Origin of the sequence: Glycomyces amatae (assembly GCF_020991375.1) — a bacterium.
Taxonomy (GTDB): domain Bacteria; phylum Actinomycetota; class Actinomycetes; order Mycobacteriales; family Micromonosporaceae; genus Glycomyces; species Glycomyces amatae.
In genome coordinates, this window is the sequence record NZ_JAJLQZ010000005.1 from 107,202 (window position 1) to 122,715 (window position 15,514).

The 15,514-nt window shown below is 70.8% G+C and carries 12 protein-coding genes, 1 other RNA gene and 1 pseudogene; 9 read left to right on the forward strand and 5 right to left on the reverse strand.

Features of this window, described 5'->3' with window-relative positions; translation table 11 throughout:
• Positions 1 to 12 precede the first annotated feature (12 nt).
• Together LO763_RS29715 and LO763_RS09750 are read right to left on the reverse strand one after the other, a co-directional pair.
• Positions 13 to 543: pseudogene (locus LO763_RS29715) on the reverse strand (GNAT family N-acetyltransferase); the annotation flags it as partial.
• Positions 544 to 749: 206 nt separating this feature from the next.
• Positions 750 to 1,283, reverse strand: coding sequence for a hypothetical protein (locus LO763_RS09750; protein WP_230601783.1), 534 nt, complete (start codon positions 1,281 to 1,283; stop codon positions 750 to 752).
• 263 nt (positions 1,284 to 1,546) lie between these two features.
• Here LO763_RS09750 and LO763_RS09755 point away from each other — a divergent pair, with 263 nt between their 5' ends.
• From LO763_RS09755 to LO763_RS09770, 4 genes are all read left to right on the forward strand, one after another.
• Positions 1,547 to 5,833, forward strand: coding sequence for a leucine-rich repeat domain-containing protein (locus tag LO763_RS09755; protein ID WP_230601784.1), 4,287 nt, complete (start codon positions 1,547 to 1,549; stop codon positions 5,831 to 5,833).
• A 138-nt stretch (positions 5,834 to 5,971) separates the two neighbouring features.
• The gene (locus LO763_RS09760) at positions 5,972 to 6,556 is read left to right on the forward strand and encodes a hypothetical protein (protein WP_230601785.1); all 585 of its coding nucleotides are present in this window, start codon (positions 5,972 to 5,974) and stop codon (positions 6,554 to 6,556) included.
• A 70-nt stretch (positions 6,557 to 6,626) separates the two neighbouring features.
• Positions 6,627 to 7,283 (forward strand): CatB-related O-acetyltransferase, encoded by a 657-nt coding sequence (locus LO763_RS09765; RefSeq protein ID WP_230601786.1) that lies wholly within the window; start codon positions 6,627 to 6,629, stop codon positions 7,281 to 7,283.
• Complete coding sequence (locus tag LO763_RS09770) at positions 7,280 to 8,167, forward strand: Vgb family protein (RefSeq protein ID WP_230601787.1); 888 nt, start codon at positions 7,280 to 7,282, stop codon at positions 8,165 to 8,167. The genes LO763_RS09765 and LO763_RS09770 overlap by 4 nt, the downstream gene beginning before the upstream one ends.
• 51 nt (positions 8,168 to 8,218) lie before the next feature.
• On the opposite strand, the gene LO763_RS09775 is transcribed toward LO763_RS09770, so the two are convergent.
• Entirely contained in the window at positions 8,219 to 8,827 is a 609-nt protein-coding gene (locus LO763_RS09775) for a superoxide dismutase (RefSeq protein ID WP_230601788.1), read from the reverse strand.
• Positions 8,828 to 8,990: 163 nt separating this feature from the next.
• Positions 8,991 to 10,106: a cysteine desulfurase family protein gene (locus tag LO763_RS09780; RefSeq protein WP_230601789.1), complete on the reverse strand. Its 1,116-nt coding sequence runs from the start codon at positions 10,104 to 10,106 to the stop codon at positions 8,991 to 8,993.
• Between the two features lie 141 nt (positions 10,107 to 10,247).
• Between LO763_RS09780 and ctaC the strand changes: the two genes are divergently transcribed.
• From ctaC to LO763_RS09795, 3 genes are all read left to right on the forward strand, one after another.
• Positions 10,248 to 11,168: an aa3-type cytochrome oxidase subunit II gene (ctaC, locus tag LO763_RS29720; RefSeq protein ID WP_369431954.1), complete on the forward strand. Its 921-nt coding sequence runs from the start codon at positions 10,248 to 10,250 to the stop codon at positions 11,166 to 11,168.
• A 9-nt stretch (positions 11,169 to 11,177) separates the two neighbouring features.
• On the forward strand, positions 11,178 to 11,624 hold the full coding sequence (locus LO763_RS09790) for a cytochrome c oxidase subunit 4 (RefSeq protein ID WP_230601791.1): 447 nt from the start codon (positions 11,178 to 11,180) through the stop codon (positions 11,622 to 11,624).
• Positions 11,625 to 11,800: 176 nt separating this feature from the next.
• A complete protein-coding gene (locus LO763_RS09795; protein WP_255672181.1) occupies positions 11,801 to 12,259 on the forward strand; it encodes an NUDIX hydrolase in 459 nt (152 codons plus the stop codon).
• Positions 12,260 to 12,412: 153 nt separating this feature from the next.
• Here the strand turns inward: LO763_RS09795 and rnpB are convergent.
• Positions 12,413 to 12,843: RNase P RNA component class A (gene rnpB, locus LO763_RS09800), an RNA gene on the reverse strand.
• A 31-nt stretch (positions 12,844 to 12,874) separates the two neighbouring features.
• Between rnpB and LO763_RS09805 the strand changes: the two genes are divergently transcribed.
• On the forward strand, positions 12,875 to 13,633 hold the full coding sequence (locus tag LO763_RS09805) for a sulfite exporter TauE/SafE family protein (protein WP_230601793.1): 759 nt from the start codon (positions 12,875 to 12,877) through the stop codon (positions 13,631 to 13,633).
• 57 nt (positions 13,634 to 13,690) lie between these two features.
• Positions 13,691 to 15,439, forward strand: coding sequence for an NAD+ synthase (locus LO763_RS09810; protein WP_230601794.1), 1,749 nt, complete (start codon positions 13,691 to 13,693; stop codon positions 15,437 to 15,439).
• Positions 15,440 to 15,514: the final 75 nt, after the last annotated feature.

Here is a 15,514-nt window from a genome sequence, read left to right on the forward strand (position 1 = left end):
ATCGGCGGCTTTCGGGGACCAGACGCCGAACCACTGCTCGGCGCCCCACTCCTCGAACCGCTCCACCTCGGTGAACCCCAGCTTCGCCGCCAGGCGCAACGAGCGCTCGTTGGCGGTCTGCGTCGTGAGCACCACCGGCTCGCCGGGCAGCGCTCGGGCACACCACTCGAGTGCCGCCGCGCACGCCTCGGCAGCGTACCCGCGCCCCCACGCCTGCGGCAGGAACATGTAGCCGAGCTCAGCCTCCGAGGCCGCCGGGCGGACGTGGACCGGATGATCGGGGTCGCGGCGGTCGAGCGTGACGATCCCGATCATCGCCCCGCCGAGATCGACCACGAAAAGGCCGGGGCGCCGCTTAGGGGTTTCGGGCACCGCGCGCTCGAACTCCTCACGCGGCCGAGGACCACCGATGTAAGCGCCCACCTCCGGCGAGGTGAACAGCTCGATGATCGCCGCCCGGTCCCCGACCTCGGGCTCGCGGAGCACGAGCCGCTCGGTCGTGATCGGACGGGGCGGCCAGTCGACAGATCCGAGTTCAGGCATGGCAGACAACCTATCGCGGCCGTGAAAGCGAGAAAGGTCGGAGCGCGCCCACTCGGCGGCTTGGCCGGTCCAGGGCAAGGCGCGCTGGTGGCTGCGGGGCGTGAGGGCCGGTCGGCGAAGCACCGGTGAAGGGACGCGGGTGCACCGCCGAAGCCGTAAGCGCCGGTCTCCCCGGTCCCGCCTCGTGTTCGGCGGCGCGCCGGTGTTCAGCGGGTGAGCGCGGAGACCAGCGCCAGGACCGCCGAGACGAGGAGGACCGGGCCCGTGGTCGCGCCCACGACCGCGCTCACCGTCAGGGACTTGGCCCGCGCGACGAAGACCGATGCGATCGAGGCGACCGTGACCAGCGCGGCCGTGACGTGCAGTGCCGGGATCTCGAAGACCACCGCCACCGGGAACAGGTGCACCCCCACCACGAACGCGATCCACGCCGACATCAGGTCGGCGCGCCTGCGCCAGGCCAGCAGGCCCGCCCCGAGCCCGGCGGCGGCGAACTCGACGCCCACGATGACGCCGAAGACCGGCCCGGTGCTCTCGTCGATGACCGACCCGTCCGACCAGTGCCGCCACACCAGCAGACCGCCCGCCACCGCCGTCAGCCCGCTGAGGACCGAGCCGATCCGCAAGGGCCACAACCAGGAGGTGGGCGGCTTCTCCTGCGCCCAGCCGAACCAGGACATGGCGAAGAAGCCGAAGACGGCCGCGATCCCGGCGGCGTCGCGAAGATGTTCGGGGCTCACAAGCGGGTACCGATCTACGTGGGGGTAGCGGAAGGGCGGCCTGCGCGAGCAGTGCCGTCCTGTGGAGTGCGAGCCTATCCGGCGCGCGCTTCGGCGCCGCGAGTTCCTCGGGGGCCGTTGTCACCGTGCCCGGCGCCGAGGCGGCGACCGTCGCTCGGACGCGTTGCGGCCCTGCACGGAAGCAGTACTGGAGGACTGCTCCGGAACCGCCGCTGCCTTACGATGGGGGCTCATCCCATCGTCTTCAGGAAGCGCGGCCGCACATGCTCGACGAGGCTGAACGTCGTATCCGGGAAGCGAAGCGCACCGGCCTGACCGAACTCGACCTGTCCGGCCTCGACCTCGAAGCGCTCCCCGAGGAGCTCGGCGACCTCACCGCTCTCCGCGTGCTCAACCTCCAATCGAACGATCTGCGGGCACTGCCGGAGTGGATCGGGAACCTGCGCGCATTGACCAGTCTCGACTTGATGGGCAACGACCTCACGGCGGTGCCCGACTCGATCGGGAACCTGGCCGCGCTCACCGGCCTCGACCTCAAGGACAACCGGTTGACCGTGTTGCCGGAGTCGATCGGGAACCTGGCCGCGCTCACCGAACTCGACCTCCACAGCAACCGGCTGGCCGTGCTGCCCGACTCGATCGGGAACCTGGCCGCGCTCACCGAACTCGACTTGATGGACAACGACCTCGCAGCGGTGCCCGACTCGATCGGGAACCTGCGCGCGTTGACCAACCTCGACTTGATGGACAACGACCTCACCGAGCTCCCGGAGTCGATCGGGAACCTGACGGCCCTCGCCTCCCTCGACCTCAGGGACAACCGGTTGGCCGTGCTGCCCGACTCGATCGGGAACCTGGCCGCGCTCACCGAGCTCTATCTGGGCGGCAATCGCCTCACCGAGCTTCCGGGGGCGATCGGGAACCTGACTGCGCTCACCGAACTCGACCTGGACGGCGATCGCCTCACCGAGCTTCCGGGGGCGATCGGCGACCTCACCGCCCTCACCCGGCTGGTGATCAGGGAAAACCGTCTCACCGCGCTGCCGGAGTCGATCGGGAACCTCACTGCCCTGACCGAACTCGACCTCCACGGCAACAGGTTCACTGAGGTGCCCGAATGGATCGGGAACCTCACCGCCCTCACCGGGCTCGCCCTCGACGGCCACGGCTTGACGACGCTGCCCGAATGGATCGGGAACCTCACCGCCCTCACCGAGCTCAACCTTCACGACAACAGACTCACCGCGGTGCCCGAGTCGATCGCGAACCTGGTGGCCCTGGAACACCTGGACCTGGGAGGCAACGACCTCAAGGCGCTGCCGGAATGGATCGGGAATCTCACCGCGCTGACCGGACTGGTTCTTCGCGACAACCGCCTCACCTCGTTGCCGGAGTCGATCGGGAACCTCACCGCACTGGTCGGCCTCGATCTCCGCGACAACCGCCTCACCGCGCTGCCGGAGTCGATCGGGAACCTCACCGCCCTCACCGAACTCGACCTCCACGACCACCGCCTCACCGAGCTGCCGGAGTCGATCGGGAACCTCACCGCCCTCACCGAACTCGATTTGAGCGGCAACCGCCTTGCCTCCCTGCCCGATTCGCTGGGGAACCTCACCGGACTCCTCCAGCTCAAACTCAGGGAAAACGACCTGGAGACACTGCCGGAGTCGATCGGGAACCTGGCCGCGCTCACCGAACTCGATCTCAAGGAGAACAGTCTGGCCGCCCTGCCGGAGACGATCTGCCGACTGACCTCGCTGACGAAACTCGTCCTCTGGGACAACCGCCTCACGTCGCTGCCGGAGTCGATCGGCGACCTCGTCGCCCTCACCGAACTCGACCTCGATGAGAATCGGCTCACCGCGCTGCCGGAGACGCTCGGCGGCCTTACCGCGCTCGTTGAACTCCAACTCGCGAACAACCGCCTCACCGCCCTGCCCGAGTCGATCGGGGACCTCACCGCCCTCACCCGGCTCAACCTGGGCAACAACCGCCTCACCGCGCTGCCCGAGTCGATCGGGGACCTCACCGCGCTGGCCCAACTCGACCTTTGGGACAACCGCCTCACCGCCCTGCCGGAGTCGATCGGGAACCTCGCCGCACTCACCGAACTCGACCTCGACGACAACCGCCTGGTCATGCTCTCCGAACGACTGGCCCTGATCCCAGGCCTTGCGAAGGTCTCCGTCGATGACAACCCCCTCCCTCCGGAGGTCAAGGCCGCCGAAGCCGTCGGTCCCGAAGGCCTCATGGCGTTCCTGAAAGAGGTCCTCAACGAAGGAGTCGCGGTCCGCGAGGCGAAGCTCGTGCTCGTCGGCGAGGGCGAGGTCGGCAAGAGCACGCTCCTGAGCGCCATGCTCGGCGAGCGGTTCGACCCCGACCGCTCCTCGACCCACGGGATCGAGGTCAAGTCCCTGCCACTGGCCCAGGGCACCCCCGACGAATGCGTCCTCAACACCTGGGACTTCGGCGGCCAGCCGACCTACCGGCCCACCCACCAGCTCTTCTTCACCGCGCCCGCCGTCTACCTGGTCGTCTGGAAGCCCCGCCACGGCCCCGGACCCGACCTCGTCAACGAGTGGATCGAGCTGGTCCGCCGCCGCGCCGGCGACGAGGTCCGCATCCACGTCGTCGCGACCCACGGCGGCCCCAAGGACCGCTTCGCCCACATCGACGAAGCCGGTATCCGCCGTCTGCACGGCGACACCATCGCCGGCTTCCACCACGTCGACAGCAGCACCGGCGCCGGAATCGAGGAGCTCAAGACCGCCGTCCAGCGGACGGCCGCCGCGCTCCCGCACTTCACCAGGAGGCTTCCGGCGAGCTGGCTCCGGTTCCAGGCCGAGCTGCGCACGACCGGCGAGCCCTATCTGGACTATCCGGAGTACCTGCGCCGCGCCGAGGCGCACGGCATCGCCGAAGTCTCCGCGAAGACCCTCGCCGGCGTGGCCACCGACCTGGGCTACTGGTGCTACTACCCGCACATCCCCGGCCTCGACCAGGTCGTCGTCCTCAAGGGCGACTGGCTCAGCACCGCGGTCAGCCTGGTCATGGAGGACCCGCGGACCATCGAGGACCACGGCCTCATCGAGCACGCCCGCCTCAACGCCGTCTGGGACGACCCGACCAACCCGCCGCACCTGCGCTACCCGCCGAAGGTCCACCGGATCCTGCTGCGGCTCATGGAGGAGTACGAGATCTCCTACCGCGTGAGCGACGAGGGCGGCGACCGCCCGCCCACCAGCCTGGTCGCGCAGCTGGTCGACTCCCGGACGCCGGACCTGGCACCGTGGGAGGAGTACCACCCCGGCCTGCCCGTCCAGACGCGGATCTGCCGGTTCAGCGACGCCTCGGACAACTTCCACATCCCCGAAGGCCTCGTCTACCGCCTCATCGTGCGCCTGCACCGGTTCTCCCTGGGCCGCGCGGACCACGCCCAGAGCCTGCACTGGACCGGCGGCCTCGTCGCCGACCACGGCCTCCACGGCCGGGCGCTGATCGAGCTGGGCCGCAACCAGGTCGCCGTCACGGTCAAGGCGGCGTTCCCGCTGTACCTCCTCAACCTGATCGTCGAGGACATCGAGGCGCACGTCCGCGAGTTCTGGCAGGGGGTGAAGGTGCACAACCTCGTCGGCTGCGGCGACTCCTGCGTCGACCCGGGGCGCTCCCGGCGGGGCCGGTGGGAGCTCGAGCGCCTCATCAACCGGCGGCTGAAGGGCAAAGCCGAGATCACCTGCCCCGCCTGCGACGAGGACGCCTCGATCGACGTGCTCATGAACGGCGTCTCGGCGTCGTCGAACCCCGCCGACCGGATGGGGGAGGCCGTCAGCGAGACGCTCGACGCGAAGTTCGCCGCACTGCTCGACCGGATCCACGGGGAGGGCGTCCTCACCCGGGCGACCATCGGCAGCGAGGCCACGCGCGTGATCTCCCGCGGGGAGTCCTATCTCCAGGACATCCTCAAGGCCCTCAACGACGAGGCCGCGCACGGGCCCCGCCTGTTCACGCTCGAGAACGTCCGCCAGGCGAACTCGCTGAACCCGGCGTTCGTCGAGTACCGGGCGGTGCTGTGGTGCGAGTACTCGCGCAAGCCGCTGCGGACGCTGAACGACGATCCCGGCAGCGGGGTCTACCGGATCAGCGTGCCGCGGGAGTGGCTCGTCAAGGCCGCCCCCTGGATCAAGGCCGTGGGGCGCCTGCTGCGCGCCATGCTCCCGGTCGCGCTCGACGGCATGAAGCTCGACCTCGGCGACGACCAGTGGAAGGCCCTCGAAGAGCAGGCGAACCTCACGCGCGCCGCGATCGGCGGCACCGCCGAGACCGCGGAACTCCTCGCCGACCACGTCCGCACCGACCAGCGCCTGCGCGACGACGACCCGCCGGGCGAGCAGCTGCGGACCCTGCACGCGCTCCTGCGGGAGCAGGACCCCGACTTCGGCGGCCTGGTGCGGGTGCTCGACCGCGGCCGGTTCCTGTGGGTCCACCCGCGGTACGTCGACCGCTTCAACCCCGGCCTGCCGGAGATGGGCGGCCCCGGCGAGCGCTGACCCCGGGCGGCGGCCCCGCGCCGCCCCGGAGGCCTCGCCCGACGTGTGCGGCCTCGCCCGAAACGGTCCGGCGACAGTGGATTCGCCTCGCGGCATCTCGTAGTATTGACAGTTCGCCGCCGATGATCGGAGCCTCCCTTGATCCGACCGATGACCGGACTCGACCTCGTCCCCCGCAGGCCCCTCGCGGCGACCTGGCTGGCCCTCGCCGTCGCCGGGGTCTCCCTGGCGTGCGCCGTCGCCGCCTGGGCCGCCGCCTCCCGCGCCCACGCCGACACCGCCGCCCGCCTGCTCGACCGCGACGACGAGTTCACCCAGTACTACCTGCTGCGACTCGACGAGATCGTGCAGTTCCGGTTCCTGGACCTGGCCCTCGCCTACCTCGCCGGCGCGGTCCTCTTCGCCGCCCTCGCCGTGGCGGTCCGCTTCGGCCCCCGCTGGTCGGTCGTGCTCACCGGGACGCTCAGCGTCGCCGGAGCGCTCATCATCGCCTGGTTCGGCCTCGGCCGCGTACTGGCCGGCGTCCCCATGCTCGGCGAGTGGGGCTACGACGAACTGGCGCCCATGCTGATGGAGGGCGCGCCCTCCTGGTTCGGCACCGCCGAGCAGCTGCCGCTGCTGGCGACCTTCGCCGGACTGCCGCTCATCCTCGTGCTCCTGTTCATCGGCCGCTTCCGGGCCCGGGCGGAGCACGGCGCGGACGGGCCCGAACTGGGCTGGTGAGCCGAAAAGCCCGTGCGCCCCACCGCGCGCACGGGTATCGTGCGTTCCGCCTCCGACGAAAGGAACGCGCATGATCCCCGATCCGGGAGCGCTGCACCCGATGCCCGGCTTCCCCCGAGTGGTCTTCCTGAAGCCGCTCATCGAGTCCGAGAAGATCGAGGTCGGCGACTACACCTACTACGACGACCCCGACGACGCGACCGCGTTCGAGGAGAAGAACGTCCTCTACGGCTACGGCCCCGAGAAGCTCGTGATCGGCAGGTACTGCGCGATCGCCACCGGCACCCGCTTCCTCATGGCCGGGGCCGACCACCCGATGGTCGGCGTCTCGACCTTCCCCTTCGCGATCTTCGGCGGCGACTGGGCCGAGAAGACCCTCGACATCGTCATGAACGTCGACAGCCGCGGCGACACCGTCGTCGGCAACGACGTCTGGTTCGGCTACAACACCATGGTCATGCCCGGCGTGACCATCGGCGACGGCGCGATCATCGCCTCGGGCTCCGTGGTCACCGGCGACGTCGCGCCGTACACGATCGTCGGCGGCAACCCCGCCAAGCCGATCCGCCGCCGCTTCGACGACGCCGGTATCGAGCAGCTGCTGCGCGCCGCCTGGTGGGACTGGCCGGTCGCGCTCGTCACCGAGCACGCCCGCACGATCATGTCCGGCGCCCCCGCCGACATCGCGGCCGTCGCCGCCGAGCACGGACTGGAGCGATCCTTGTGAGCGCCTACGTCACCAGCGCGATCCGCGTCGCCGACGACAAGGCCGGCCCCTACGCCGTCACGACCGGCCCCGACGGCGCGCTGTGGTACACCCTCGTCCACTCGGGACGGATCGGGCGCCTCGTCCCCGGCGAGGAGCCCGAGGCGTTCGACCTCGACCCCGACTGCGGGCCCGCGATCATCGTGCCCGGCCCCGACGGCGCGCTCTGGTTCACCGAGCACCGGGGCCACCGCATCGGCCGGATCACCACCGCGGGCGAGATCGCCGAGTTCGACCCGCCGACCCCCGGGTCCGGCACCTACGGCCTCGCCGCCGGACCGGACGGCGCGCTGTGGTTCACCGAGACCACCGCGAACCGGATCGGCCGCATCACCACCGGCGGCGACGTCACCGAGCACCCGCTGCCGGTCGAGGGCGCGTTCCCCTCGGCGATCACCGCCGGGCCCGACGAGGCCCTGTGGTTCACCATGAACGCGGCCAACGCGGTCGGCCGCATCGACCTCGAGGGGGACGTCACCGTCCACGCCCTCCCGACCGAGGCCGCCGGCCCGGTCGGCATCACGGCGGGCCCCGACGGCGCGCTCTGGTTCGTCGAGATCGGCGCCGGGCAGATCGGGCGCATCACCACCGGCGGCGACGTCACCGAGTACCCGCTGCCCGACCGGGAGGCGCGGCCGCACGCGATCGTCACCGGCCCGGACGGGAACCTGTGGTTCACCGAGTGGGGCGTCAGCCGCCTCGCCGCCATCGGCCCCGACGGGACCGTCACCGAGCACGACCTGCCGGAGGGCCACACTGAGCCGCACGGGCTCGTCGTCGGCCCCGACGGCGCGGTCTGGACCGCCATGGAGACCGGCGCGCTCGCCCGCTGCGCCCTGAGCTGACGCACGGAAAAGGACCGGCCGCGAATCCGCGGCCGGTCCTCCGCGCTTTCCTCAGGCGGCCTTCGCCGTGGCCGCGGCGTACCGGGCGGCCACGTCCTGCCAGTTCACGACCTCCCACATCGCCTTCACGAAGTCGGGGCGGACGTTCTTGTACTGGAGGTAGTAGGCGTGCTCCCACGCGTCGAACGCCAGCAGCGGCACCGACGTCTGGGCGACGTTGCCGTGGTGGTCGTAGACCTGCTCGACGATGAGGCGCTTGGAGGTCGGCTCGTAGGAGAGCACGCCCCAGCCGGAGCCCTGGACGAGCGTGGTCGCGGCCGAGAGCTGCCCGTGGAAGCCCTCGAACGAGCCGAAGTACTCGTTGATGGCCTCGGCCAGGTCGCCCTCGGGGCGCCCGCCGCCGTCCGGGCTCATGTTCTGCCAGTACAGCGAGTGCAGGACGTGCCCGGAGACGTTGAACGCGAGGGTCTTCTCCAGGCCCACGATCGAGGAGAAGTCGCCCTTGTCGCGCGCCTCGTCGATGCGCTCGATCGTGTCGTTGGCGCCCTTGACATAGGCCGCGTGGTGCTTGTCGTGGTGCAGTTCGAGGATGTGCCCGTTGATGTGCGGCTCCAGCGAACCGTAGTCGTAGGGCAGGTCGGGAAGGCTGTAGACGGTCATCGTCGCCTCTCTGGTTCCGTGGCAGTACGAATGCTGTCGCCACTCTTGCACAGTTGCAAATGCTGTGCAATAGCAACAGGCCAGCGCCAGGCGTGATTCCCGTCGTCTTAGGACCTCCGGATGAGGAGCCCTCGAATACCCAGGCGCGCAACGCCATCGCGGCTCAGCGCGACAGGCGCCTGATCCCCTCCACGATCCCCGGCAGCGCCTCCAGGAACCGGTCGACCTCCTCCTCGGTGGTCTCCCGGTGCAGCGACACCCGCACGTTCCCGTGGCTGAGGACGCCCATCGCCTGGAGCACGTGCGAGGGCCGCAGCCGCGTCGAGGCGCACGCCGAGCCCGACGACACCGCGAACCCCGCCCGGTTCAGCTCCGTCAGCAGCACCTCGCCGTCCACGCCCAGGCACGAGAACGTCACGATGTGCGGCAGCCGGTCCACCGGGTCGCCCGGCAGCTCCACCTCCGGCACCGTCGCGGCGATGTGCTCCCTGATCCGCTCGGTCAGCGCCCGCGCCCGCTTCGACAGCTCCTCGCGCTCGGCGACCACCGCCCGCAGCGACGCCGCCGCGGCCACCGCCGCCGGCACGTCGACCTCCCCGATCGCCTCCCGGACCGAGGCGTCCTCGCCGGGGAACGGGTTGCGCCACCGCACGCCCTTGCGCACCACGAGCAGGCCCGCGCCGGACAGCCCGCCCCACTTGCGGGCGCTCGCCGCCAGCACCGACCATCCCTCGGGCACCGGCTCCCACGGCAGACTCGCCGCCGCGTCGCACACCAGCGGCACCCCGTCCAGGCCCGCCGCGATCGCCGCGATCGGCTGCCGCGTCCCCACCTCGTGGTTCGCGGACTGGACCGCCAGCACCGAGGCGCCCTCGACCTCCGCCAGCGGGTCGGCGTCCACGCGACCGGACCGGTCCACCGGCACGCTCGCCACGGCGCCCCCGCGCGCCTCGTGCCACTGGGCCGCGTGCAGCACCGAGGAGTGCTCGACCGCGCCGTGCACGAGCGGCCCCGGCTCGCTCCGCCCCGCGATCACGCCCAGTATCCCGGCGTGCACCGCCTGTGTCCCGCTCGATGTGAAAGTGACCTCATCAGGGCTCACATCCAGGGACGCGGCCGCCGACTGCCGGGCGGCCTCCAGGAGCATCCGCGAGCGGCGTCCCAATGTGTACAGTCTCCCCGGGCCGGCCCAGCCCTCCGACAAAGCCGCAGCATAGGCCTCGCGGGCCGCCGGATGGGGCGGCTGCGCGGTCGCGCCGTCGAAGTAGGTCTCGCTCACCCCTCCAATCTAGAAGACGCACGGCACCGAACCCAACCCCTTGCACCCGCGGTCGGGGGCCAAGCAGTAGGCTCTTGCCGTCAAGATCTGCGCCTTGCCGCCCGCCCGGCGGCGGACGCGGAGCCGAGCGCTGAGAAAGGCATGAGACAGGTGGTCGGAAAACCGTCCCGAGAACGTCGCGGCCGAGCCCGCCGCGCGATAGGTCTCACCGGGATCGCCGCGCTGCTCCCCATCGTGCTCGCAGGGTGCAGCCTTGACGACGCCTTTTACCTGGGCTGGCCGCGCACGCGCCCCACGACGCAGTCCGAGCAGATGTTCGACCTGTGGATCGGCTCGACGATCGCGGCCCTCGCGGTCGGCCTCATCGTCTGGGGCCTGACGTTCTGGTGCATCGTCGCCTTCAAGAAGAAGGACACCGACACCGAGCTGCCCCGCCAGACCAAGTACAACCTCCCCGCGGAGCTCACCTTCACGGCGCTGCCGTTCGTGCTCATCGGCGTGCTGTTCTACTACACCGTCGTGGTGCAGGACAACGTCACCGAGATGAGCGACGAGCCGAACGCCTGCACCCAGGTCACCGCGTTCAAGTGGAACTGGCAGTTCACCTACACCGACGAGAACTGCGAGCCGCTCACCGGCGCCGACGGCCAGGCCGTCGTGGAGACCGGCGACTCCGACTACATCCCGATCATCGTCGTCCCCAACGAGGACGACGTGCGCTTCGAGGCCCACGCCGAGGACGTCATCCACTCCTTCTGGGTCCCCGACATGCTGTTCAAGCGCGACGTGTTCCCCGGCGGCGACAACCAGATCACCCGCTGGGAGGTCGACTTCAACTCCGAGGGCGCCTTCGTGGGCCGGTGCGCCGAGCTCTGCGGCGCCTACCACGCCTTCATGAACTTCGAGATGCGCGTGGTCTCGCCGGAGGACTACGAGACCTTCGTGGACGCCCGCGTCGACGGCGCCTCGACCCCCGAGGCGCTCGAGATGATCGGCCAGGAGCCGTACGCGTTCACCACCACCCCGTTCGACACGGACCCGGCCTCGGGCGAAGCGAGCTAGGAGAGCGACATGAAAACCGAGCACCGTCTCTTCGCCATCGTCATGGTCTTCATGTTCATCTTCGCCGCCGGCTACGGGTACTGGACCTCGATCAACGACAACCCGGCCTACGGGCGCCCGGGCCACGTGGAGTGGGTCGGCACGATCGGCCTGATCTTCTCGGGCCTGCTGACCGGCATGATCTGGCTCGTGTTCTGGGTGATCTCGCGCCGCATCGACCTGCGCCCGGAGGACCGCCCCGACGGGGAGATCGCCGACGTCTCGGGCGAGGTCGGCTTCTTCAGCCCCGGCTCGTACTGGCCGCTGGGCCTGGCCCTGACCGCCGTCCTGTCGGGCCTGGGCGTCGTGTTCTGGCTCCCGTGGCTCATGGTGGCGGGCGTCGTGGCGGTCCTGTTCGCCGTCGGCGGCATGACCTTCGAGTACTACACGGGCACCCGCAAGCTCGGCCCGCAGTAACCGCGCGGACGAGGCCCGGAGCGAACGCTCCGGGCCTTTCCCGTGCCCCCCGCGGGCCGTAGGGGGCCCCGCGGGCCCTTGGGTAGGGTGTGGCGGTGACTCCCTCTGTGCAGCGCCGGAAGGCGCCGCTGCTGCGGCGCCTGATCGGTACGGTCTTCTACAACCTGCCGCACCCGATGCGCCGGCGCATCGTCCGGATCGCGACGCCCACGTACACGCTCGGCTCGGTCGTGCTCGTCATGGACGAGGACCGCGGGCACCTGCTCATGCTGCGCCAGCCGCCGGGGCGGCGCTGGACGCTCCCGGCGGGGCTGCTCAACCGCAACGAGACGCCGATCCACGGCGCCCGGCGCGAGCTGAACGAGGAGACGGGCATCGAGGCCGGCCTCGAGGAGCTGGCCCCCGCGGACCCGTGCGCGGTGGTCCACACCCGCGGCAGGTGGGTCGACAACGTCTTCCGCCTGGTCCGCGACCCGGAGACGACGCAGGTCATCGTGGACGGGCACGAGGTGTGGGACGCGGCGTGGCACCCGGTGGACGACCTGCCGGAGATGACCCGGGCGACCGCCAAGCTCCTCGCCCACTACGACCTGGGCCCCCTGGCCGGCGGGGACGGGACCCCGGCCGCCCCCTGAACGCGAACGGCCGCCCGGGAACGCGCGGACGTGACGGCTCCTCGACGAGGCGCGGAGCGCCCTCAGCGCGCCCCGAGACCGAGGATTGATCCGATATGGAGAGTGCTTGCCTGTGTTCTAGCAGGTGGCCGCCCTCTCGTGGTGTCGAGAGTGGGAACGAGATGGCCGATACGCCGGATCCTGTCGTTGAGCGGCCATCCATCTAGGCGCACCGTCGCCGGTGCGCTCGAGCGGTCTACCCGCGAAGGCACCCTCTCGGGTTCGGGCGGGCCGCCCTCGGACCTTCGCGCAGCGCCTCGCGGCGCCTCTTGACCTTGCTCCGGGTGGGGTTTACCGAGCCGCCGCCGTCACCGGCGGCGCTGGTGGTCTCTTACACCACCGTTTCACCCTTACCGGCCGCAGGACGGTAAGGGTGAACCAAAAGGTCCGAAACCCTTACCGGCCGAGACCGGCGGTCTGCTTTCTGTGGCACTGTCCCGCGGGTCGCCCCGGGTTGCCGTTAGCAACCACCCTGCCCTGTGGAGTCCGGACGTTCCTCGGCACTGACGGTCTCCCGTCACTGCCGCGGCCGCCTGGCCATCTCGTTCCAGCGGTCAAGCGTACGCTGGCCCGGCCATGAATCTGCTCCAGGTCTCCCTCCTGCTCGCCGCCGGCCTCCTCGGCGGCGGCCTCAACGCCGTCGCGGGCGGCGGCTCGCTCATCACCTACCCCACGTTGATGGCCGTCGGCGTCCCGCCCCTGTACGCGAACGCCACCAACGGCATCGCCGTCGCCCCCGCGTACGCCGCCGCCGCGTTCGGCTCCCGCGAGAACCTGCGGCCCCAGAAGCGCCGGATGCTCCAGCTCATCCCCACCGCCCTGGTCGCCTCGGTGTGCGGCGCCCTCCTGCTGCTGAACACGCCCCACTCGGTGTTCGAGGCCATCGTGCCGTTCCTGGTGCTCGCCGCGACCGTGCTCATGGCGATCGGTCCGTGGGTCAACCGCAAGGTCACGGCCCTGAACGGCGGCCGGGACCTCCACCCGGCGGCCCTGCACGCGGGCGTGTTCGCCGGGTGCCTCTACGGCTCCTACTTCAACGCCGCGCTCGGACTCATCCTCATGGCCGTGATCGCGATGGGCGTCTCGGAGAAGCTCGCCCGGGTCGGGGCGCTGAAGAACTTCTGCACGATGCTCGTCGGCGTCGTCACCTGCGTCATGTACGGCGTCTGGGCCGAGGTCGACTGGCTCGCGATCGGCGTGCTCGTGCCCGCGACGTTCCTCGGCGGCTACCTCGGCGCCCGCGTCTTCCAGAAGATCCCCGAGCGCCCACTGCGCATCGCGATCGTGGTCTACGGCCTGGTCCTGTCCGCGATCCTCCTGGTCCGGTCCTTCTAGGCGGGACTTCGCGCAAGTCACATGACGCGGAGCGCCCGGACACGGGAGAATGGGCCCATGCCGACGCTCCGTATCGCACTCGCCCAGGACAACCCGGTGGTGGGCGACCTCGACCACAACGCCGACCTCATCAGGCGCGCCGCCACCGCCGCGACCGCCGCCGGGGCCCACCTGCTCGCCACGGGGGAGCAGTCCCTCACCGGCTACCCCGTCGAAGACCTCGCGCTGCGCCACTCCTTCGTGGAGGCCAGCCGCGACCGCCTCGTCCGCCTCGCCGCCGAACTCGCCGAGGACGGCAACGGCGCCCTCCCCGTGGCCGTCGGCTACCTCGACGCCGACGGGCCCAACCCCGCGACCATCGGACCCGTCGGCGGACGCGGTGTCCGAAATGCGCTGGCGCTGATCCAGGACGGCAAGGTCCTGTTCCGCTACTACAAGCGCCACTTCCCTAACTACGGCGTCTTCGACGAGGAGCGCTACTTCGTCCCCGGCCACGAACTGCACCTCGCCCGCATCGGCGGCGTGGACGTGGCCTTCACCATCTGCGAGGACCTCTGGGGCGGCGTCCCGTTCGCCGTCGCCGCCGAGGCCGAGGCCGGCCTCGTGGTCAACATCAACGCCTCCCCCTACGAGCAGGGCAAGCAGGAGCGCCGCCTCGCCCTCGTGCGCGACCGCGCCGCCGAGGTCGGCGCGCCCGTGGCCTACCTCAACATCGTCGGCGGCCAGGACGACCTGGTCTTCGACGGCGGTTCGGTCGTCGTCGGCGCCGACGGCGCGGTCCTCGCCTCGGCCCGCCGCTTCGCCTCCGAGCTCCTCATCGCCGACGTCGAGGCCGCCGCCGCGGCCGACGCGGACATCGCGAACCACTCCACGACCGCGATGAGCACCTCCGTCCACGTCCTCTCCGCGGAGCCCGCGGCGGTCGAGACCCGCATCGAGCCCTCCCACGCCCCCGAACTGGGCCGCCTCGAGGAGATCTGGGAGGCCCTGCGCCTGGGCCTGGGCGACTACGTGGAGAAGAACGGCTTCCAGTCGGTGATCTTCGGGCTCTCCGGCGGCATCGACTCGGCCCTCACCGCCGTCCTCGCCCGCGACGCGATCGGCGCCGACCGCGTCCACGTCGTCTCGATGCCCAGCCAGTACTCGTCCTCGCACTCGCTCGACGACGCCGCCGACCTCGCCCGCCGCTGCGGTCTGCACTACTCGGTCGAGGCGATCCAGCCGATCGTGGACGCCTACCTCGCCGAGGTCGCCATCTCAGGGCTCGCCGTGGAGAACCTCCAGGCCCGCGTGCGCGGCAGCCTGCTCATGGCCCTGTCGAACCAGCACGGGCACCTGGTGCTCGCGCCCGGCAACAAGAGCGAGTACGCCGTGGGCTACTCGACCATCTACGGCGACGCCGTCGGCGGCTTCGCGCCGATCAAGGACGTCCTCAAGACCCTCGTCTACGAGCTCGCGACCTGGCGCAACGAGAAGGCCCGGAGCCTGGGCGAGACCGAGCCGATCCCGGAGAACACCATCCTCAAGCCCCCGAGCGCCGAGCTGCGCCCGGACCAGAAGGACTCCGACTCGCTGCCCGACTACGAGGTCCTGGACGGGATCCTCACCGGCTACGTCGACGGCGACGCCGGCCGCGAGGACCTCGTGGAGCAGGGCTACCCGGCCGACGTGGTCGAGCGCGTCGCCGCGCTGGTGGACCGCGCCGAGTACAAGCGCCGCCAGTCGGCGCCCGGCACGAAGATCACCGTCAAGTCCTTCGGCCGCGACCGCAGGCTCCCGATCACCAACCGCTTCAGGGGAAAGTAGGGGACGCCGGCCCCGGCCCCCGGGCCGGGGGCATTTGTCACACCCGCGTCGCGAACACGTGACATATATATCGAC

Bases quoted from the DNA above. Each gene is read 5' to 3' on its own strand.
- LO763_RS09790 (WP_230601791.1), top strand. From the start codon at position 11,178: ATGAAAACCGAGCACCGTCTCTTCGCCATCGTCATGGTCTTCATGTTC.
- LO763_RS09795 (WP_255672181.1), top strand. From the start codon at position 11,801: ATGCGCCGGCGCATCGTCCGGATCGCGACGCCCACGTACACGCTCGGC.
- LO763_RS09755 (WP_230601784.1), top strand. From the start codon at position 1,547: ATGCTCGACGAGGCTGAACGTCGTATCCGGGAAGCGAAGCGCACCGGC.
- LO763_RS09805 (WP_230601793.1), top strand. From the start codon at position 12,875: ATGAATCTGCTCCAGGTCTCCCTCCTGCTCGCCGCCGGCCTCCTCGGC.
- LO763_RS09765 (WP_230601786.1), top strand. From the start codon at position 6,627: ATGATCCCCGATCCGGGAGCGCTGCACCCGATGCCCGGCTTCCCCCGA.
- ctaC (WP_369431954.1), top strand. From the start codon at position 10,248: ATGAGACAGGTGGTCGGAAAACCGTCCCGAGAACGTCGCGGCCGAGCC.
- LO763_RS09775 (WP_230601788.1), bottom strand. From the start codon at position 8,827: ATGACCGTCTACAGCCTTCCCGACCTGCCCTACGACTACGGTTCGCTG.
- LO763_RS09810 (WP_230601794.1), top strand. From the start codon at position 13,691: ATGCCGACGCTCCGTATCGCACTCGCCCAGGACAACCCGGTGGTGGGC.